Below are 19335 nucleotides of genomic sequence, written 5' to 3'. Positions count from 1 at the left end.
ACGCACTGCATCAGTTGTGATATAGAGAGCGGGAACGGGCGTATGGGGAATAGTCCGTGCGGCCACGGCACGCGAACGTTTCCGCGGCCGCACGGCAGGGCTCTGGAGGGAACCCGGATGTTCAGTTATATGTTGGTGTGAACCGAATCACTTGTTCATCGCGGCAAGCTGATCAGCCCAGGCAGCGGCCTTCTCAGCGGCGTTGTCGGCGGTGGTCTGCTTGTTGGTGATGGACTCGCCGTAAGCCTGAGCGGAATCCCACCAGCTGTTCATGGCGGAGATGGTCGGCTGGATGAGGGACTGCTCGTTGAACACGGTGTTCTGAGCCTGGACCAGTTCGTTGTTCTTGAAGGCGTCGGAAGCGGTCAGGGTCTTATCGGACGGGATCACCTCACGCATGTCGTAGTGGGACTTCTGGGACTCGGAGGAGCCGAGGAACGCGGCGAACTGGGCGGCGGCCTTCTGGTTCTTGGCGTTCGGGTTGTAAGCGGCGGCCTTGGAGCCGGCGAAGGCCTGCATCTGGTAGGACTTGCCATCAACGGAGTAGGTCGGCAGTGCGGCGGCACCGTAGTTCTTGCCCAGGGCTTCCTTCACGTTCTTGGCATCCCAGGAACCGGAGAAGTATGCCTTGACGTTGCCTGCCTGCAGATCGGACAGACCGGAGTTCTCGTTGTCGAGCACGAAGTTCGGGTTATTGGCCACGCTCACCAGGTACTTGGTGGCGGCAGTCAGCTTGTCCTTGTCGACGGTGATGCCCTTGGAAGCGTCGGTGCCATCACCGAAGAACGTGAGGTCTGCGGACTTGGTCAGCAGGGCCTGCAGGTACCAGCCGTTGGTCATCGGGAAGGCGACCTTGGCCTTGGACAGCATGGTGTCGAGGCTCTTGATGTCGTCGGCGGAGAACACGGACTTGTCGTAGTACATGAACCAGGTGTTGGTGGTGTACGGCACGCCGTAGACCTTGCCGCCGTTGGACACGGAGTCGATCAGGGTCTGGGTGTTCTGCTTCTTCACCTGCTTGAGCTCGTTGGTGCCGACCTCGCCGATGGCGCCGGCGTCGACCAGACGGCCGAGCTGATCGTTGGCGAACATGTAGACGTCAGCCGCGGCGGAAGGATCCTTCTCGACGGTATCGGCGGCGTCAGCCTCGGAGACGACGTCGTTCTTCCACGTGATCTTGTACTCGGAGTGGGCCTTCTCGAACGCCTTCTCGGTCTTCTCCAGCCAGTTGTTATCCTTGGCCTGATCCTCCTGCGGCGCCCACACGCTCAGGGTGACTTCCTCGGTGGAGCCGTTGGACTGTGCGCTGCTGTTGTTGCTGGAACCGCATGCGGCGAGCGGCAGAAGCATGGCGGCAGCCGCAGTCAAACCGATAGCCTTGGTCCAATTGATCTTCATCGATCTTCCTTTCTTTATGCGTCCCCGTCCAATGAGAACGCAATCACCTGTGTTGATGCCCGGCGTTCGCCCCTCTACAAAACGTTTGCTGCGAGGTCTGCCTTGCATCGTCAGTTAGCAATATACCACTTTTTTGCAAACGATGCCACGCCAACGCTACACTGTGTCATTAATAATCATCATCATTCTTTGTTTTTTGAGGAAACTAATGTTAGAAAACGTATTCAAAAACACACCGAAATGGCTTGATTCCGCGGTTTTTTACGAGATCTACCCGCAGAGCTTCCAAGACAGCAACGCCGATGGCATCGGTGACATCACAGGCATCATTCAGCGTCTCGACTATATCCACAATCTGGGATGCAACGCCCTGTGGATCAATCCGTGCTTCGATTCGCCCTTCAAGGATGCCGGGTACGACGTGCGCGACTACACCAAGGTCGCACCACGCTACGGCACCAACGCCGACCTTGTGCGTCTCTTCGAAGAGGCACATTCCCGCGGCATGCATGTGCTGCTCGATCTCGTCCCAGGACACACCAGCGGGGAACATGCATGGTTCAAGGCCAGTTCCCAAGCGGAACCGGGGGATCGCACGGTCGGCGATGACAACGTTTCCGAACGGTATATATGGACGAATCTGTGGATCGCCAACGGCGACGGTCTGCCCTTCATCGGCGGTGAGGCGGAACGCGACGGCACGTATATCCTGAATTTCTTCAAATGCCAGCCCGCGCTGAACTACGGCTTCGCCCATCCCAAGCGCGAATGGCAGAAGCCCGCCCTCGGCCCCGACGCCACCGCCACCTGCGACGCGATGGTCGACGTGATGCGGTTCTGGCTCTCCCGAGGGGCCGATGGATTCCGCGTGGACATGGCGGACAGCCTGGTCAAGCAGGATGACGACGACAAGTCCTTCACCATCAGGACCTGGCGGTATATGTTCTCTAAGATCCGACCGGAATTCCCTGAAGCGGCATTCGTCTCCGAGTGGGGGCGCCCCTACCAGTCCCTCGAAGCCGGATTCGACATGGACTTCTATCTCGACTGGCGCTGGGACGGCAACCCCAACGGGTACAACATGCTGCTGCGCAACACCGACACCCCGCTATGCCATGACAACGATGCCAGCTATTTCAACGCTGACAGCGGCACCCCCGTCATCGAGTTCCTGAACCAGTACGTGCCGCAGGTGCGCGACGCGGAACGCCATCACGGCCTGTTCAATCTCATCACCTGCAACCACGACACGCTCCGCACCGCACAGCGTCTGACCGAACGCGAGCTCAAGATTGCCTACGCCACGCTGCTCACGCTGCCCGGCGCGCCGTTCATCTATTACGGCGATGAGATCGGCATGCGGTACCGCGAGCTGCCCACCAAGGAGGGCGGCTACACCCGCACCGGCAGCCGTACCCCCATGCAGTGGAACGGCGGCCCCAACCTGGGATTCTCCGAGGCGCCCGCCGATTCGCTGTATCTGCCCGTCGACCCGGCCGAGGACGCACCGACCGTGGAGCGTGCGATGGCGAACAAGGATTCGCTATGGCACACCATGCAGTCGGTGCTCGCCTTGCGGGCCGCGGAGCCGGCATTGCACGCGTACGCCGGCTTCGATGTGCTGTCCGGCGATGGCCGCGCGCTGGTGTTCGCCCGCTTCGACGGCGACGGAAACCGCATCGTGATCGCGGTCAATCCGGGGCGCGGCGCCGAACAGGCCACGGTCGACGGCCTGCATGGCGAATCGTTGTTCGCCATCGGCGACGCCCATACGGATGACGACGGCACCATCACGCTCCCCGCGCAGTCCTTCATCATGCTGAAATGATCGTTGCGGCCGCCGTGCCGCGATAGCGAGTACATCACAAAGGCGGTCTTCCGTCCGGTTCATGTGAATCGGACGGAAGACCGCCTTTGCTGGTTTGCCTATGCTCCGCCTATGGCTTCAGGCGCGGATCACAGGTTCTCGTTGTATTCGCGCACCTTGAGCGTACGACGCGAGCCGTCGAGGTTCTCGGTGATGATGCGCTTGAAGGCACGGTCGGCGTCGGCATGGTCGGCCAGCCACGACTCCCCCAGCTCCACCAGCTTGGCAGGATCCGCATACCCCGGGTACAGTCCGACGAGCAGCGCCTCGGCCATATGGTAGGTCTTGTTCTTCCAGATCCAATCGGCCGTTTCGAAATACCGCTCGGCATAGGGATCGGCCAGTTCGGCGCTCGGAGTACCGGCGAAACCACGCGCGATGGACTCAAGCTGCATGTTGGTCAGGTCGGCATTGTGCAGGGCCTGATCCCATGCCCATTCCTTGGCCTCGGTGGTGCCTGCGGCGGCACGTGCGCCAAGTGCGAACTCGCGGTTCTCGGTGGTCTCCCGCTTGGCGAGCTCAGCATCGATATACGCCTGATCGACCGCGTTCACCCCGCTCAGCGCGCTGATGATGGTCCAACGCATGTTGTTGTCGATGTCGAGACCGTCCAGGGCGACGGATCCGTCGAGCAGCCCCTTGGCATTGGCCACGAACGTCTCATCGCCTTCCTTGCCATACCCAAGGTAGGCGGTGACGAGCTGGAACTGGTTGTCGGAACCGGCCTCGGCGCTGTTCGCCAGCTTCCACAGTTCGCTTGCGACCTGCGCCAGCACCTGCTCGCGGGATGCCGGTGCGACATAGTGGTGCGCGGCGGTGCCCATGCATGCCAGGGCGTAGCGGAACGTGGTGGATTCGGTTTCGCGGGCCAGCAGACGCAGCGTCATGGCGACGAAACGTTCCGCCGGGAACTCGCCGTCGCGGGTCATATCCCAGAAGGCCAGCCAGATCACGGCGCGGGCGAGCGCGTCATCGAAACGTTCCAGGTTATGCTCGGCGAATGCAAGGCTTTCCGCGTCGAAGCGGATCTTGGTATAGGTCAGGTCGTCGTCGTTGACCAGCAGCACTGCCGGGCGTTCCTTGCCCGCCACAGCGTCGACGATGGTGGTCTCGCCGTCCACGTCGAGTTCGACGCGGTCGGTGCGCACGATCTTGCCGGTGGCCTTGTCCTCGTTGTAGAAGCCCAATGCCAGGCGATGCGGGCGCAGCACCGGGTACTCGGCCGGAGCGGTCTGGGTCAGGGTGACCTTGGTCAGCTTGCCGTCTTCGGATTCGACCTGCGGGGTGATGGTGTTGATGCTGGATTCCTCAAGCCACTTGGCGCTCCACGCCTTCAGATCGCGACCGGAGGTGATCTCGAGCTCGTCAAGCAGATCGGACAGCGTGGCGTTGGAATAGGCGTGCTTGTCGAGATAGCTGTGGATGCCCTCGAAGAACTTGTCACGGCCCACATAGGCCACGAGCTGCTTGAGCACGGAGGCGCCCTTGGCGTAGGTGATGCCGTCGAAGTTCACGTAGGTGTCGTTCAGGTCGTTGATCGGCGCGACGATCGGGTGCGTGGTGTGCAGCTGGTCCTGACGCAGGCCCCAGCTCTTCTCGCCGGAGCAGAACGTGGCCCAGGCGTCCTTCCATTCGGTCGCCTCGGCGGTGGCCATGGTGGAGGTGAATTCGGCGAAGGACTCGTTGAGCCACAGGTCGTTCCACCACTTCATGGTCACGTAGTCGCCGAACCACATGTGGGCGAGCTCGTGCAGCACGGTGACCACACGGCGCTCCGCATAGGCGTCGGTCACCTTGGATTCGAACACGTACTGGTCGCGGATGGTGACCATGCCGATGTTCTCCATGGCGCCAGCGTTGTATTCCGGCACGTAGATCTGGTCGTACTTGGCGTACGGATACGGCACGCCCCACGTCTTGGCATAGAAAGCGAAGCCCTTCTTGGTGATGTCGAACAGGTAGTCGACATCCTTCTCGAAGGCCTTGGCGAGCGCCTGACGGCAGTACATGGCCATCGGCACGGTACGGCCGTCCTCGTTGCTGTATTCGGTGTGCCATTCGGCGTACGGGCCTGCGCAGATGGCGGTGAGGTAGGAGCTCATGACCGGGGTGCTTTCGAAGTGCCAGCGCTTCGTGCCCTCGTTCGCATGGTCGCCCATCGTGCCGTCCTGGGTAGTGACGTCGGCGGCTTCCACGGAACGCGCCGGCATGTTGGATGTGACGATCCAGGATTCCGGTGCAAGCACGGTGAAGTCGAAGATGGCCTTCAGGTCGGGCTGATCGAACACCGTGTACACGCGGCGTGCGTCCGGGACCTCGAACTGGGAGTACAGGTAGATGTTGCCGTCGGAGGGGTCAACGGAGCGATGCAGGCCTTCGCCGGTATTGGAATAGCGGCACAGTGCCTTGACGACGACCTCGTTGTTCTCCTTGAGGTCGGTCAGTTCGATGCGATCGTCGACGAACACCTTGGCGGGATCGAGCGCGACGCCGTTGAGCTCGACGGATTCGACGCTGTCGGCGATCAAATCGAGGAACGTGGAGGCGCCGGCCTTGGCGCCGAAGCTGATTCGGGTGACGCTGCCGAACGTCTTGCCGCCAACGGTGAGGTCAAGATCGACGTAATAGTGGATGGGCGCCTCCACGATGGATTTGCGCTCTTCGGCCTCCACACGGGTAAGGTTTGCTCCGGGCATGAAACTCCTTCGAGTATCTCTGATTTCTGCATCTGCTATATGACGTGCAGGGGCGGCATGACCATACGCCGGTCATGCCGCCCCATCGCATTGCTGGTATCTAGCTTACGTAGACCCCATGTCTTGTGCAGATACATTTGTTTTCCGTACATCCCCTCATACGACGAAAGGGCGTCTTGGCAGGAAGGTTTAGGCTCCCTGCCAAGACGCCCCAACGCCATACGCGCACTGCGTACCGTTATATGCGCACGGTCATGGAATCCATGGGATTCACTTGCGGCCGACCAGCATGCCGTCGTCCACGTCCGTGGCGATATCGGCCACGACCGGCACGATCATCGGCTTGCGGTGCAGCTGGCGTGCGACCCAGCTGCCCAAGGTACGGCGCATGATCTGCTGCAGCTTGTGCGTATCCTTCGTTCCCGTCATCATCGCGTCGTTCAGCTGCTCGACGATCTGATGGCGCACCTTGTCGAATTCGCTTTCGTCCTCGGCCACGGCATTTAGGTAGATCTTCGGACCGGACACGACCTCGCGGGCGTCGGTGTCGACCACCACGAAGCTGGAGACGAAGCCCTCGGTGCCGAGGATGCGGCGCTTCTCCAGCTCCTCGTCGGTCAGCTCGCCGACCGAATCGCCGTCGACGTACACGTAGCCGCACGGCACGGAGCCGACGACCGCGGCCTTGCCATGGTACAGGTCGACCACGTCACCGTCTTCCGCGAGCACCACGTTCTGCGGATCCACACCGGTCTTGACGGCGATCAGGCCGTTGGCGACCAGGTGGCGGTTCTCGCCGTGGATAGGCATGGCGCACTTGGGCTTGACGATGTTGTACATGTACAGCAGCTCGCCCTCGTTGCAGTGGCCGGACACGTGCACGGCGGCGTTGTCGCGGTTGACGACCTTCGCGCCGAGCTGCACGAGCTTGTTGATGACCTTGTACACGCCATGCTCGTTGCCCGGAATCAGGGAGCTGGCGAGGATGACGGTATCGAACTCGTTGATGTGGATGTCACGGTGGTTGCCGTCCGCGATACGTCCGAGCGCCGCCATCGGCTCGCCCTGCGAACCGGTGCACATGTAGACGAGCTTGTCGTCCTGAATGTCGTTCGCCTGCTTGAGATCCACCACGGTGTCCTCGGGGATGTGCAGGTAGCCGAGATCGGCTGCGATGGACATGTTGCGCACCATCGAACGACCGACGAACACGACCTTGCGGCCGTACTTGTGCGCGGCGTCCACGACCTGCTGCACGCGATGCACATGGCTGGAGAAGCTGGCGACGATGATCTTGCGGGTGGCCTGCGCGAACGCCTGGTCAAGCGCCGGGCCGATGGAGGTTTCCGGCTTGACGAAGCCCGGGACCTCGGCGTTCGTGGAATCCATCATGAGCAGATCCACGCCCTTTTCGCCGATCTTGCCGAATTCGACCAGATCGGTGATGCGATGGTCGAGCGGCAGCTGGTCGAGCTTGATATCGCCGGTGTCGATCAGGGAGCCGGCCGGGGTCTTGACATATACGGCCAGCGCGTCCGGGATGGAATGCGTGACGTTGATGAACTCAAGCTCGAACGGACCAGCCTTGAGCTTGTCACGACCGGTGACCTCGACCTTCGTCGGGTTGAGATGATGCTCCTTGCACTTCGCCTCCGCGAAGGCCAGGGTAAGTTTGGAACCGATCAGCGGGATATCCGGGCGCAGCTTCAGCAGATACGGCACGCCACCGATATGATCCTCGTGACCGTGCGTAAGCACCAGCGCCTCGACCTTGTCGAGACGATCCTTGATGTAGCTGAAATCGGGCAGAATCAGATCGACGCCCGGCTGTTCCTCTTCAGGGAACAGCACGCCGCAATCGATGAGCAGCAGATGGCCGTTGTACTCGATCACGTTCATGTTACGGCCGATTTCGCCAAGGCCGCCGAGCGGCGTGATGCGCATCGAACCCTTGCGGTATTTCGGCGGCGCGATCAGCACAGCATCCTGCTGCGGCGCGGTGGCCTGCGGAGCGGAGTTCTTCTGGTTGCGCCCGCGGCCACGGGAACCGGAGGAACGACGGGTGGCGTTCTTCTGCGTATCGTTGGTTTTGCGCGACGCCGATCCGCGGCGACGCGTGCTTTTCGTTGCTTTCTTTTCTTGTGCCATACTGAGGGACTATTCCTTATTCATTTGATGTGCTTCCGTACTCTTACGGAAGCGACAGCTGGAATCGCCCGGCTGCGCACGGCGAAACTCGAGGACCGCCTCACAGCAGTCCGGCGGCTTGCATGCCTGCCTTTGCTTTCTCGAGTTGTGCGGCATCCGGACCGATGTTCGGCAGACGCATGGTGGTGCTGTCCAATACGCCGCGCACCTTGAGCGCGGCCTTGGCCATGACGGCCTGATAGCCGTCACCGTTGAGGGAATGGACGAGCGGGGCAAGACGGTTGGCCAGACGCTGGGCCTCATGGATATCGCCACGATCGAAGGCGTTGACCAGTTCGGCCATGGGGCCGGCCGCGACATGCGCGATCACGGAGATAATGCCCACGGCACCGATGGACAGGAACGGCAGGAACAGGCCGTCATCGCCGGAATACCAAGCGAGACCGGTGCGCTGCTGCTTCTCGACCGCTGCCGCCAGATCGCCGGTGGCATCCTTGACGGCCACGACGTGATCCAGTTCGGCAAGACGGTCGTATGTTTCGATCTTGACTTTCAGGCCGGTGCGGGAAGGAACGTCGTATACGATGATCGGCTTGTCGGTGTTCTCGTCGACGGCCTTGTAGTGGCCGACGATGCCGTCCTGGCTCGGACGGGAGTAATACGGCATGACCACGAGCACCGCGTCGGCGCCCGCCTCCTGGGTCTGCTCCACCATGCGAACGGTGTGCGCGGTGTCGTTGGAGCCTGCGCCGGAGATCACCGGCACATCCACGACTTCCTTGACCGCGCGGACGAGATCCACCTTCTCATCCATATGGGTGACAGGCGATTCGCCGGTCGTGCCGTTGACGACCAAGCCGTCGGCGCCATCGGCGACGAGCTGCTTGGCGAGCTTCTGAGCCGCTTCGAAATCGACGTCGCCATTGGGCTTCATCGGGGTAATCATTGCGGGAAGGATGCGGCCAAACGGAGCCGGGTTCAAAAGGTGCATGTCACTCTCACTCATAGTTGACACGGTACTTCCCGCCACGGACTCTTGACGCCGCTTTGCGCTCAAGAGCCACATTGTGGAAGGTTTGCCGCCACGAACCGGCATTCTCCTCCTCCCCCTCCATGCCGCCGACACCGGCATATGCGCGGATGCCGGCGGCCTGAGGGAACCTGGGGATGAGATCTACAGGTCGAGGAAGTTGTCGAGGCCGATGGTCAGACCAGTCGGCGCGTCGGAGGCGAGCTTGCGCACGGCCAGCAGCACGCCCGGCATGAACGAGCCGCGGTCGAAGCTGTCGGCGCGGATTGTCAGCTGCTCGCCGGCATTGCCGAACAGCACCTCTTCGTGGGCGTTCAGGCCACGCAGACGCACGGCGTGCACGTGGATGCCGTCGACCACCTGTCCGCGGGAGCCGCCATCGGTTTCGGTGTTGTCCGGCACGTCGCCCAGACCCGCCGCCTTACGCGCCTCGGCGATGCCGTGGGCGGTGTGGATGGCGGTGCCGGACGGCGCGTCCACCTTGTTCGGATGATGCAGTTCGATGACCTCGGCGGACTCGAAGTACTTGGCCGCCTTGGTGGCGAAGTAGTCGGCGAGTACCGCGGAGATGGCGAAGTTCGGCGCGATGAACACCTTCTGGCTGTCGGGACGGGGACTATTGGCGATCGCCTCACGCACCTGGGCCAGCTTCTCATCGGTCCAGCCGGTGGTGCCGACCACGACGTCCACGCCCTGCGCGATCAGCGTGAGCACATTGCCCAGGCTGACGGACGGCACGGTGAATTCCACCACCACATCGGTGTTGGCCGGGGCGATGTTCTTCAGATCGTCACCGGCGTCGAGCGCGAGCGCCAGCTCCATATCCTCAGCGCCGTTGACCGCGTCGACCACGTGCGAACCCATGCGTCCCTTGGCGCCGACGACCGAAACCCTAATCATGTCTGCTCCTTATCTATGCAAAGGACGGGAGCCTCCGCACGGAAGCTCCCGTCCGAAACCCGTCACTATTCGTATGCGTTCGAGACTAGCCGCGTTTGCGGACGATGATCCAGCCGAGCAACGCGAACGGAATCGAGCACAGCACGAAGATCCACGGCATCATGAGGCTGGTGCTCGGTGTGGCATGATCGAGCACGATGCCGGTGATCATGGAACCGAAGGACGAGCCCACGGTACCCGCCATGGAGACCCACGACAGCCCTTCGGTAAGCGACTCCTCCGGCACCGTCTCCTTCATCACCAGATTGCCGGAGGCGAATACCGGAGAGATGGTCAGGCCGGTCAGAATCTCCACCAAGCCCATGACGATCAGATTGCCCATGCAGGCGTGGATGACCACGAATCCGACGGTCATGGCGGACAGGAACATCACCATGTGCAGCCAGCGCGACCCCTTGAGCTCGCGCGAACCGAAAGCGAGCGCACCGATGCACGAGCCTACCGCCAGCATGGCGAGCTGCACGCCAAGCACGGAGTCGAGGTGCAGCGATTTCATCACGGCGGTCATGGAGGTGTCAAACGCGGTGAAGCTCATGTTGAAGATGATGAAGACGAGCAGCAGCGGGATCACGCCGGCATAGGTGAGCACGTTGCGCCTAGCCTTTGCACCGCTTCTCTTCAGCTGCTTGAGGCTCAGCCTGGTGGCGTTCTCGTCGGCGCGGCCCGGCGCGTTGGCGGCGCGCACGTCCTTGTCGTCGGCGCTGACGGCGCTCACCTCGATGGCCCGGACCACGGGCGGCTGCGTATCGCGCAGGGCGAAGAAGATCGTGCCGCCGATGGCGCTGGCGGCAGTCGGCACGAACAGCTGGGAGACCGGATGCACGGATGCGGCCAGGAACGCGGCGAGAATCGGCCCGAAGATGAACACGATCTCGTCGATGGCGGATTCCAACGCATAGGCGGTGTTGAGCATCTCGCTGTTGCCGGTGCGGTCGAGCACATACGCCCAGCGGGTACGCACCAGCGCCCCGAAGGCGAACTGGGTCAAACCCATGACGATGGCGAGCAGGAACAACAGCGGAATGGGCACGCGCACCAGTGCGGCGAACGCGAAGCCGAGCATGGCGACGATCTGCACGGCGAGCACGGCCTTGCCGATCCTGCGCTGGCCGAATCGGTCGAACAGGCGCGCGTACAGCGGGGTGACGGCCGCGGTGGCGAGCACGTAGGCGGCGCTCATGGTGCCGGCGATCGTCCAATTGTCGTACAGGTGGTTCAGAGCGAGGATGATGCCCAGACCCATCATCGACATCGGCAGACGCGCCAACGCCCCCGACGCGCAGAACGCCTTCGTGCCGGGGATGGAGAACAGCACCGCGTACGGCGAGCGCGGCTTGCCGGCAGACGCGGCGACGCCGCCGGAGCCTGTTGCACCGATAGGTTCATTATTGGTGGTCATCAGGCGTTCACCCGCCCCCGGTAGATGAACATGTCATCGAACAGAGGCTCCTTGCCCTCCTCGACCGGGGTACCGGCCGGGCGCTGCGCGATGCGTTCCAGACCCTTGTGGTCGTAGAAGCTCACGTCGCAATCGGAATCGGTGTGCAGGTAGAACGCATCCACATCCCATGCGGCCAGGTATTGCTGCATGCGCTTCCACAAGCCGCCGCCCACGCCGTGCCCGCGCACGTCCGGGTTGACGACGAACAGCTCCAGCTCACCCAGCGTGGTCTCGTTGGCCTTGCTTCCCCGTTCGAGATCGAGTTCCAAGGCGAACGAGTTCTTCACCATGTCGAGGCGCCTGGACGCCTCGGGATTCGTACGGATCAGACGCTCGGTGGCGGCCATCTCGTCCGCGACGTCGATGTCGTCGAGTTGCGGGCGTTCTCCGGCCACGCGGATGAAAGTGATGCCGGCAAGCGTTCCGTCCGGCGTGAATGCGGCGTTGGCGAATGTGGTCGGCTGCAGATAGTGCAGCACGAAGTATCTGGATATCAGCGTCGAGAATCGCGTGCCCTCAAGCGAACCGCTCTGAGGCCAGGTGCGGTCGAACAATTCGACCACGGCGTCCACATCCTTCCATGTGATGGGGCGATAGATGATGGTATTCGGGTTGGCGTCGGCAGTTTGGCCGGCGTGATTGGTTGCGTTGATCGCAGCCATGATGCACTTGCTCCTTCATTGTGTTGCGTCCGGCACGTGCGCCCGCCCACACGTGCTGCGCGAGGGTAGCGGCATTCCCGCAACGTGGGCCCGGTGCGTTTCCCCCTAGGCCCAGGCCTGATACCATGCGTGGCGCATGGCGGCTTCGCTGCAAATCCATACGGAATTCCGTAGCTCTACTCGGCAAGGTTTCTGATTGGTATCCGGCCTGCAAGCGTTCGATTCATGCTCGGACAGGCCTCCTCGATGCTATCGGGACGTGTCGATAGCGTCCTGCGAACCGGCCCGCTCGCCCAGCGCGTCCCAACGGCTGTCGTTCGTCTCGTCGATATGCGGCTCGCCGGAATCGACGATCTGCGTGTACAGACGCTCCAGCCGCTCCTCGCGCACCTTCCTGGCAAGCTCGCACTCCCACACGTCGATGACGCGCCAGCCATCCGCAAGCAGCTGCCGATGCTGGCGGCAGTCGCGCTCACGGTTGCGCAGCAGTTTCGCGTTCCAGAACTCCACGTTGGATTTCGGCATCGACTGCTTGCCGCAGCTTTCGTGCATATGCCAGAAGCAGCCGTTGACGAAGACGATGACATGGTATTTGGGCAGCACGATGTCCGGGTGACCCGGGTAACGCTTGTCGTTCTTGCGGAATCGCAGGCCGCGCCGGAACAGATAGCTGCGGACCAGCACCTCGATCTTGGTGTCCTTGCCCCGGATATGCGACATGGTGTAGCTGCGCGTGCCCCGCTCGTATTTCTCGATCTTGCCGGTCTTGCCGCCCGCTTTGCCGCCCGAACGCCTGCCCGCCTTGCCCGTGTTTCCGCTTGTCTTACCCGTGTTCCCGTTTGCCACGCCTACGAGTGTAACGCCATGGCATCGCGCAGCTCCACGCCACCAAGTACCCTGAAAGGCATGAAGCTTACTGATATCTCTCCCGCAATCGCACTCACCCCTCTTGACGGCCGCTATCACAACGCCACCGCGCCTCTGGTCGAATACCTGAGCGAACCCGCGCTCAACCGCGAACGCATGCGCGTGGAAGTGGAATGGATGATCCTGCTGGCCAATGGCTTCGAAGGCAACGGCAACCAGCCGATCATCGACGGCGTCAAGCCGTTCACCGCCGCAGAACAGGACTATCTGCGTTCCATCCCCGAGAACTTCGGTGCCGAAGGCATCGCCCGGCATGCCGCACACGAGGCGGTCACCCACCACGACGTAAAGGCCGTGGAATACTACATCGACGACTTCATCGACGAAGCCCCAGCCGAACTGACCAACATCAACGAACGTCTCAAGACCCTGGTGCACTTCGCCTGCACTTCCGAAGACATCAACAACCTCTCCACCGCACGTTGCGTCAAGAACGCGATGGAACGGGTGTGGACCCCGGCGTTCAAGGAGATCATCGATCACCTTGCCGACAAGGCCGACGAGTATAAGGACAAGGCGCTGCTGTCCCTGACCCATGGCCAGCCCGCCACCCCGACCACGCTCGGCAAGGAACTCGCCGTGTACGTGTACCGCCTGAACCGACAGCTCAAGCACATCGAAAACCAGGAATACCTGGGCAAGATCAACGGCGCGACCGGCACCTTCGGTGCCCATCTGGCCGCTTGCCCGGACGTCGATTGGATCGCCGTCTCCCGCGAGTTCGTGGAGAACCGCATGGGTCTGACCTGGAACCCGCTGACCACGCAGATCGAAAGCCATGACTGGCAGGCCGAGCTGTATTCCACCGTCTCGCACGCCAACCGCATCATGCACAATCTGTGCGTGGATGTGTGGATGTACATCTCCCGCGGCGTGTTCGCGCAGATTCCGGTGAAGGGCGCGACCGGATCGTCCACCATGCCGCACAAGGTGAATCCGATCCGCTTCGAGAACGCCGAGGCGAACTTCGAGATCTCCTGCTCCCTGCTCGACACGCTGTCCGCCACGCTGGTGGAATCCCGTTGGCAGCGCGATCTGACCGACTCCACCACCCAGCGCAACATCGGTTCCGCGCTCGGCTACAGCCAGCTGGCGCTGTACAACCTGATGGGCGGCCTGAAGTCCATTCACCCGAACGATCTGGCCATCGAACACGAGCTCGACACCAACTGGGAAGTGCTCGGCGAACCGATCCAGACCGCCATGCGCGCCTGCGAACTCAAGGGCCTGCCCGGCATGGAAAAGCCGTACGAGAAGGTCAAGGAGCTCATGCGCGGCCATGAGATCAGCAAGGAGGCCGTCGAGCAGTTCATCGACCAGCAGGCCTTCGACGACGAGACCGCGGCACGACTCAAGGCGCTGACGCCGGCCACCTACACCGGTTGGGCCAGCAAGCTGGTCGCCTTCGACCGCTGACGTTCACCATGCGATTGCCGATGATGGCGGGGCCTTCCAGGCGGCCGCCGTCATCGGCAATCGACATTTAAGGCATATCGACACGCATGACGGATAGGACGGACATGCATATTGACGACGTCGCCCCCAGACGTACCCACGATTTCGGGGATCTCACACGCGCCGCGGTCGCCTTGGCCGGCGCGGCCATCGTAATGGTGTTCGCCGTATATATGGGCGGCATCACCAGCGGTGTCGAATCGGACGTGCACACCGCAGCACGGGCCTTCGATTGGCTTGCCAGCATCCCCGCCTCCGTATTGCAGCAGCTGGTCACCGTCATCATCGTCGTGACCGTGGTACTGCAACTACTGTTCGCCCGCGAATGGCTGACCACGGTGATCGCCATAGGCAGCATGCTCGCCGGATACCTGATTTCATGGGGCATATCGCTGCTGCTTTGCGGGATCAGCGACAGGACGCTGGCGCTTTCGCTGGTCTCCGCCACCACGTTGCTGGATTCAGGATTGCTGCCGGGCATCTATTCCGCCATGGCGGCCTTCCTCACCGCTGCGGGACCGCGCCGCATCCGTTCCTCGGTCAAGTGGGGGTGGAACCTGCTCTATGCCACCGGTGCGCTCATGGTGATGCTGTCGTGGCATTCCGTGGCCGGTGCGCTGGTCTCGTTCTCCCTCGGCAGGGCGCTCGGCATGGTCATCCGCTTCGCCACGGGAACACGCAATACCGGCATATGGGGTGAGGAACTGGCGAATGCGCTGCGCGCCATCGGCCTTGACGTCGCCACGCTCACCCGCAGCCAGGAAGCGACCAGCCGCGTCCGTTCCCTCAACGCATCCTTGGACGACGATCTGGTGGAGGGGTCGCGCATCTACGATATGCACACCACCGCCGGCAAACGGTACGTGGTCTCCGTGCTCGACGCACAGACGCACACCGCCGGTTATCTCAAGCAGTTGTGGGATTGGCTGCGTTTCACCGGCATCCCCACCCGCCGCGACCGCAATGTCCGCGATGCCGTGCAACACCATTTCTCCATGCTGCTGGCGCTGCGCGCCGCGGGATTGCCAGCCATGGCACCCTATGGCGTGGCGGATACGGAGGAATCGGCGATTCTGGTACTCGATGCGCATACCGGAGAACGCCCGACGAATCTGAATATCCTCACGCGCGACGATGCCATCGAATACATGCGATTCCTCGACGTGGCCAACAGGCGCGGCTACACGCACCGCCGCATCACGCCCGACTCCCTTGCCCGAATGGATGGCGGCATCCCCGTCATCGCCGGCTGGCACAACGGCGACAGCGGTTCGACGAGCGCCAATATCGCACTTGACAAAGTGCAGCTGCTCACGCTGTTCGCGGCGCTGATCGGCGTGGACGACGCCCTTGCCGCCGCGCGCGAGGTGTGGGGCAAGGAAACGCTGCTGAAGATCGCGCCGTTCCTGCAGAAGGTCGCCATCCCCTCCCCCACGCGCGCCTTGGACTCCTGGGACAGGCAGCTGCTGAAGACGCTGCAGTCCTCCATCAACGCCATGGCCGACGACGAGCAGAGCGACGTTCCGGAAACGGTGACGCTGGCGCGCTTCTCCTGGCGGTCCATGCTGACCATGCTGCTGGTCATCGTCGCCGTGGTCGTGGTGTTCACCCAGCTCAAGCCGGAAGAGATCTTCGCGGCGCTGCGCAACGCCAATCCCACCATGGCCGTGATCTGTCTTGCGTTCGGCCTGCTGAGCTGGATCGGATCGTCGATCTCGCTCGGCGCGCTGATCGAAAAGGGCAAGCGGCACCCGCTCGGCGTGTTCATGAGCCAGGTCGCGGGCGGATTCGCCACGGTGTCGATGCCCGCCGGTGTGGGCCCGGCCTTCGTGAACCTGCAGTTCCTGCGCAAGTCCGGCTACCGCAATACCACTGCCACCGCCATTATGAGCGCGGTGATGGCCGTCTACTATCTCGCGTATTTCGTGCTGATCATCGGCATCGGCCTGTTCACCGGCAAGCACACGCTGTCGGGCAGCATCCCCACGAACACCCTGGTGATCGTGCTGGGCATCGTGGGTGCGGTGCTGGCCATCGCCATGATGATCCCGCCGCTGCGCCGCCTGATGCTGCAGCGTCTTGTGCCCATGGCGAAAACGTATTTCACGCAGCTCATCAATGTGCTGAACCAGCCCACCGAGCTTGCCGTCAGCATCTGCGGCGGCCTGTTGCAGAACATCACCACCGGTCTGGCGTTCTGGTCGGCCCTGCTCGCGTTCGGCGTGCATATGAACCCTCTTGAGACGATCTTCGTGTTCATGCTCGCCTACGCGCTCGGCTCCGCAGTCCCCACTCCGGGCGGCCTCGGCGGCGTCGAGGCGGCGCTTACCTTCGCTTTCGTCGCGGTCGGCGTCCCCCAGGGCGTGGCGCTGTCGGCCACGCTGCTGCATCGCGTGGTGTTCTATTGGCTGCGTATTCCGTTGGGAGCATTGGCCATGCGCTGGCTGAACAAGCACAATCTCGCCTGAATCGCGTCGCAATGCGCCGAACTTGTCACACAAGTCCCACATTTTTGCCCAAAACGGGAAGAAAACACGGAAAAACGTTGCCATAATGCGGTATTTGGCGGGTTCGTGCGCTAATATCTTACATGTCACAAACGGATGCACTCCTGGCGGAGTCATCCCCGGATAAAGAAGGACACTTATGGCATACAACAAGTCTGATCTCGTCTCGAAGATTGCTCAGAAGTCCAACCTGACCAAGGCTCAGGCTGAAGCTGCCGTCAATGCTTTCCAGGATGTGTTCGTCGAGGCTATGAAGTCCGGCGAAGGCCTGAAGCTGACCGGTCTGTTCTCCGCTGAGCGCGTCAAGCGTGCCGCCCGCACCGGCCGCAACCCGCGCACCGGCGAGACCATCGAGATTCCGGCCACCTACGGCGTGCGTATCTCCGCTGGCTCCCTGCTGAAGAAGGCCGTCACCGAGAAGTGATCTCGCACTGTATATGAGAACCCCCGACCACTGATGGTCGGGGGTTCTTTGTATATGTAACGCCGCACGCCGTACAATGCCGTAGGCTGTGCGACCCTGAGCGCGATGAACGCGCATCAGGGCTGTCAGCGCCTATTGCGCTGCGTGCAATGCGTCCATCAGCACGGTGAAATCCGGCGTGGGCGACGTGCCGAAGGGATCGAGCAGCACCGCCTCATGGCGCACGGGACTGGTGAGCGTGAACGTGGTCCAATCGCACGAATACTGCGCGTTCGCCTGCTGCGCCGCCGTAACGAACGCACCGCGCAATGCGGCACGGGTGCCTTGCGGCGCGACGCTGACCGCGCGATCGGCGGCCTGACGATCGGTGATCTCATGCAACTGCCCGTGCGCGATCAGTGAATCATATAGCCGCCCGTTGGCCACATCATGGTATTCCAGCTCAAGCCGTTCCAGAACGGTATGGGAGATGCCCGGGGTACGGCGCCGCATGGCCTCGGCGAGACGGTATTTCAACGCCCAATCCACCCGGCCTGCCAATGCGGCGATGTCGCCGCGTTCCAACGCGTTTAACGCCCAATCCCACGCTTCGAGGATCTCCTGCGGCGATGTGTTCGGCATGCTTGCCGCAACGCGGTCGCCATGGGCATGCACGAACGATTCGACCACCTCGAAATATCGACGCTGTATCTGCAGTGGCGTCAAGGATGCCGCAGTGCCGTCGGCTCCGGCAATGGATAGTCCCGCCTGGGGATCGTCGAGGAAACGGCTTACCGTACGGTTCGCCGACGCCGCATCGGTCAGGGCAAGACCTTCGAAACCCGATGGAACGCCACGGCGTACCGCGTCCTCGATGACGCACAGCACCAGATGCGTGGTGGCGAGCTTCACCCACGTGGCCCACTGGGAACGGTTGGAGTCGCCGATGATCACGTGCAGACGACGGTAGGATTCGGGATCGGCATGCGCCTCGTCGCGGGTGTTGATCATCGGGCGCGCGCGGGTCGTGGCGGAGGAGACCGCCTCATCAAGAAAATCGGCGCGCTGCGTGATCTGGAACCCCGACTCGGCGAACCGGCCGGCACCCGTGTACAACTGCCGGGTGATGAGGAACGGCAGCAGCTGGTCCTCGATCAGTTCGAGTTTGACGAAACGCCGGACCAGATAGTTCTCGTGGCAACCGAATGCATGACCGGCGGAATCGACGTTGTTTTTGAATACATGGATCGTGGCATGGTCGCCATGGCTGGCGCGCAGACGGGTCTGTGCGTCGGCGGCGAGCCGTCTCATGATGCGTTCCCCTGCCAGGTCCTGTAGCAGCGCGTCCTTCGGATCGAGCGCTTCGGCGGCGGCGTACTCCGGGTGGGAACCCACATCCACATACAGTCTCGACCCGTTCGTCAGGTACGTGTTCGTGGAACGCGCACGGGAAACGACCGGCTGGAACATCGTCATGGCCACCTGGCCCGCGTCCACGGCACGATCGGCACCCGTGACGGACACGCCGTATTCGGTTTCGATGCCGAAGATACGCGCGAAATCGTCACGCATCCCCGTGCTCGCATGCATGGCACGGGTGCTGCTGTCACGCAGCTGGGGCATCACTCGCCGCCTTTTTGCACGAAGCTGGACACATAGTCCTCGGCGCTGGTCTCCAACGTCGAGGCGATGTCGTCCAGCACGGAATCCAATGCGTCGAAGTCGTCCTGCTGCTGGCCGGCTGCGGCCTTGGCCACCTGCTCCTCTTCGGCCGGCTGCTGGTTTTCCTGCTGTTTTTGCTGGAATTGCTGAGGCATGATCATGCCCTCCTTAAACACTGC

Annotated in this window: 14 protein-coding genes; 4 read left to right on the top strand and 10 right to left on the bottom strand. The window is 62.3% G+C overall.

Annotation, left to right across the window (positions count from 1 at the left end):
* Positions 1–147: 147 nt before the first annotated feature.
* On the bottom strand, positions 148–1398 hold the full coding sequence (locus G1C98_RS02535; protein ID WP_169078916.1) for an extracellular solute-binding protein: 1251 nt from the start codon (positions 1396–1398) through the stop codon (positions 148–150).
* Positions 1399–1606: 208 nt separating this feature from the next.
* Between G1C98_RS02535 and G1C98_RS02530 the strand changes: the two genes are divergently transcribed.
* Complete coding sequence (locus G1C98_RS02530; RefSeq protein ID WP_169078914.1) at positions 1607–3226, top strand: alpha-amylase family glycosyl hydrolase; 1620 nt, start codon at positions 1607–1609, stop codon at positions 3224–3226.
* Positions 3227–3354: 128 nt separating this feature from the next.
* Here G1C98_RS02530 and pepN read toward each other — a convergent pair whose 3' ends face one another.
* The 7 genes from pepN to G1C98_RS02495 form a co-directional block, all read right to left on the bottom strand.
* Positions 3355–5961 (bottom strand): aminopeptidase N, encoded by a 2607-nt coding sequence (pepN, locus tag G1C98_RS02525; protein ID WP_169078912.1) that lies wholly within the window; start codon positions 5959–5961, stop codon positions 3355–3357.
* 270 nt (positions 5962–6231) lie between these two features.
* Complete coding sequence (locus G1C98_RS02520; protein ID WP_169078910.1) at positions 6232–8109, bottom strand: ribonuclease J; 1878 nt, start codon at positions 8107–8109, stop codon at positions 6232–6234.
* A 100-nt stretch (positions 8110–8209) separates the two neighbouring features.
* Positions 8210–9115 carry a 4-hydroxy-tetrahydrodipicolinate synthase gene (dapA, locus tag G1C98_RS02515; protein WP_169078908.1) on the bottom strand — a complete coding sequence of 302 codons (906 nt, stop codon included), beginning with the start codon at positions 9113–9115 and terminating at the stop codon, positions 8210–8212.
* Positions 9116–9283: 168 nt separating this feature from the next.
* Entirely contained in the window at positions 9284–10039 is a 756-nt protein-coding gene (gene dapB / locus G1C98_RS02510) for a 4-hydroxy-tetrahydrodipicolinate reductase (RefSeq protein WP_169078906.1), read from the bottom strand.
* An 85-nt stretch (positions 10040–10124) separates the two neighbouring features.
* The gene (locus G1C98_RS02505) at positions 10125–11498 is read right to left on the bottom strand and encodes an MFS transporter (protein ID WP_169078904.1); all 1374 of its coding nucleotides are present in this window, start codon (positions 11496–11498) and stop codon (positions 10125–10127) included.
* Complete coding sequence (locus tag G1C98_RS02500) at positions 11498–12202, bottom strand: GNAT family N-acetyltransferase (RefSeq protein WP_169078902.1); 705 nt, start codon at positions 12200–12202, stop codon at positions 11498–11500. Before G1C98_RS02500 ends, G1C98_RS02505 begins: the two co-directional genes overlap by 1 nt.
* Positions 12203–12451: 249 nt before the next feature.
* Positions 12452–12922, bottom strand: a complete 471-nt coding sequence (locus tag G1C98_RS02495) for a very short patch repair endonuclease (RefSeq protein ID WP_205831857.1) — start codon at positions 12920–12922, stop codon at positions 12452–12454.
* Positions 12923–13108: 186 nt separating this feature from the next.
* Here G1C98_RS02495 and purB point away from each other — a divergent pair, with 186 nt between their 5' ends.
* The 3 genes from purB (at position 13109) to G1C98_RS02480 (ending at position 17515) form a co-directional block, all read left to right on the top strand.
* Positions 13109–14545, top strand: a complete 1437-nt coding sequence (gene purB / locus G1C98_RS02490) for an adenylosuccinate lyase (protein ID WP_169078900.1) — start codon at positions 13109–13111, stop codon at positions 14543–14545.
* An 86-nt stretch (positions 14546–14631) separates the two neighbouring features.
* Complete coding sequence (locus tag G1C98_RS02485; RefSeq protein ID WP_169078899.1) at positions 14632–17052, top strand: lysylphosphatidylglycerol synthase transmembrane domain-containing protein; 2421 nt, start codon at positions 14632–14634, stop codon at positions 17050–17052.
* A gap of 178 nt (positions 17053–17230) precedes the next feature.
* On the top strand, positions 17231–17515 hold the full coding sequence (locus tag G1C98_RS02480; protein WP_003825746.1) for an HU family DNA-binding protein: 285 nt from the start codon (positions 17231–17233) through the stop codon (positions 17513–17515).
* 132 nt (positions 17516–17647) lie between these two features.
* On the opposite strand, the gene pafA is transcribed toward G1C98_RS02480, so the two are convergent.
* Together pafA and G1C98_RS02470 are read right to left on the bottom strand one after the other, a co-directional pair.
* Positions 17648–19117 (bottom strand): Pup--protein ligase, encoded by a 1470-nt coding sequence (gene pafA, locus G1C98_RS02475; RefSeq protein WP_169078897.1) that lies wholly within the window; start codon positions 19115–19117, stop codon positions 17648–17650.
* Positions 19117–19311 carry a ubiquitin-like protein Pup gene (locus tag G1C98_RS02470; RefSeq protein WP_169078895.1) on the bottom strand — a complete coding sequence of 65 codons (195 nt, stop codon included), beginning with the start codon at positions 19309–19311 and terminating at the stop codon, positions 19117–19119. The genes pafA and G1C98_RS02470 overlap by 1 nt, the downstream gene beginning before the upstream one ends.
* Positions 19312–19335 lie beyond the last annotated feature (24 nt).

This window comes from Bifidobacterium erythrocebi, from assembly GCF_012932675.1.
In the GTDB taxonomy this organism is placed as follows: Bacteria; Actinomycetota; Actinomycetes; order Actinomycetales; family Bifidobacteriaceae; genus Bifidobacterium; species Bifidobacterium erythrocebi.
The sequence above is the reverse complement of the archived record's forward strand: the minus strand, read 5'-3'. Positions and strand labels throughout refer to the sequence as shown.

Coding starts and splice junctions, on each gene's coding strand:
- G1C98_RS02495 (WP_205831857.1), bottom strand. CDS start 12,922: ATGTCGCATATCCGGGGCAAGGACACCAAGATCGAGGTGCTGGTCCGC.
- dapA (WP_169078908.1), bottom strand. CDS start 9,115: ATGAGTGAGAGTGACATGCACCTTTTGAACCCGGCTCCGTTTGGCCGC.
- G1C98_RS02485 (WP_169078899.1), top strand. CDS start 14,632: ATGACGGATAGGACGGACATGCATATTGACGACGTCGCCCCCAGACGT.
- purB (WP_169078900.1), top strand. CDS start 13,109: ATGAAGCTTACTGATATCTCTCCCGCAATCGCACTCACCCCTCTTGAC.
- dapB (WP_169078906.1), bottom strand. CDS start 10,039: ATGATTAGGGTTTCGGTCGTCGGCGCCAAGGGACGCATGGGTTCGCAC.
- G1C98_RS02535 (WP_169078916.1), bottom strand. CDS start 1,398: ATGAAGATCAATTGGACCAAGGCTATCGGTTTGACTGCGGCTGCCGCC.
- G1C98_RS02480 (WP_003825746.1), top strand. CDS start 17,231: ATGGCATACAACAAGTCTGATCTCGTCTCGAAGATTGCTCAGAAGTCC.
- pepN (WP_169078912.1), bottom strand. CDS start 5,961: ATGCCCGGAGCAAACCTTACCCGTGTGGAGGCCGAAGAGCGCAAATCC.
- G1C98_RS02500 (WP_169078902.1), bottom strand. CDS start 12,202: ATGGCTGCGATCAACGCAACCAATCACGCCGGCCAAACTGCCGACGCC.
- G1C98_RS02520 (WP_169078910.1), bottom strand. CDS start 8,109: ATGGCACAAGAAAAGAAAGCAACGAAAAGCACGCGTCGCCGCGGATCG.
- pafA (WP_169078897.1), bottom strand. CDS start 19,117: ATGCCCCAGCTGCGTGACAGCAGCACCCGTGCCATGCATGCGAGCACG.
- G1C98_RS02505 (WP_169078904.1), bottom strand. CDS start 11,498: ATGACCACCAATAATGAACCTATCGGTGCAACAGGCTCCGGCGGCGTC.
- G1C98_RS02530 (WP_169078914.1), top strand. CDS start 1,607: ATGTTAGAAAACGTATTCAAAAACACACCGAAATGGCTTGATTCCGCG.
- G1C98_RS02470 (WP_169078895.1), bottom strand. CDS start 19,311: ATGCCTCAGCAATTCCAGCAAAAACAGCAGGAAAACCAGCAGCCGGCC.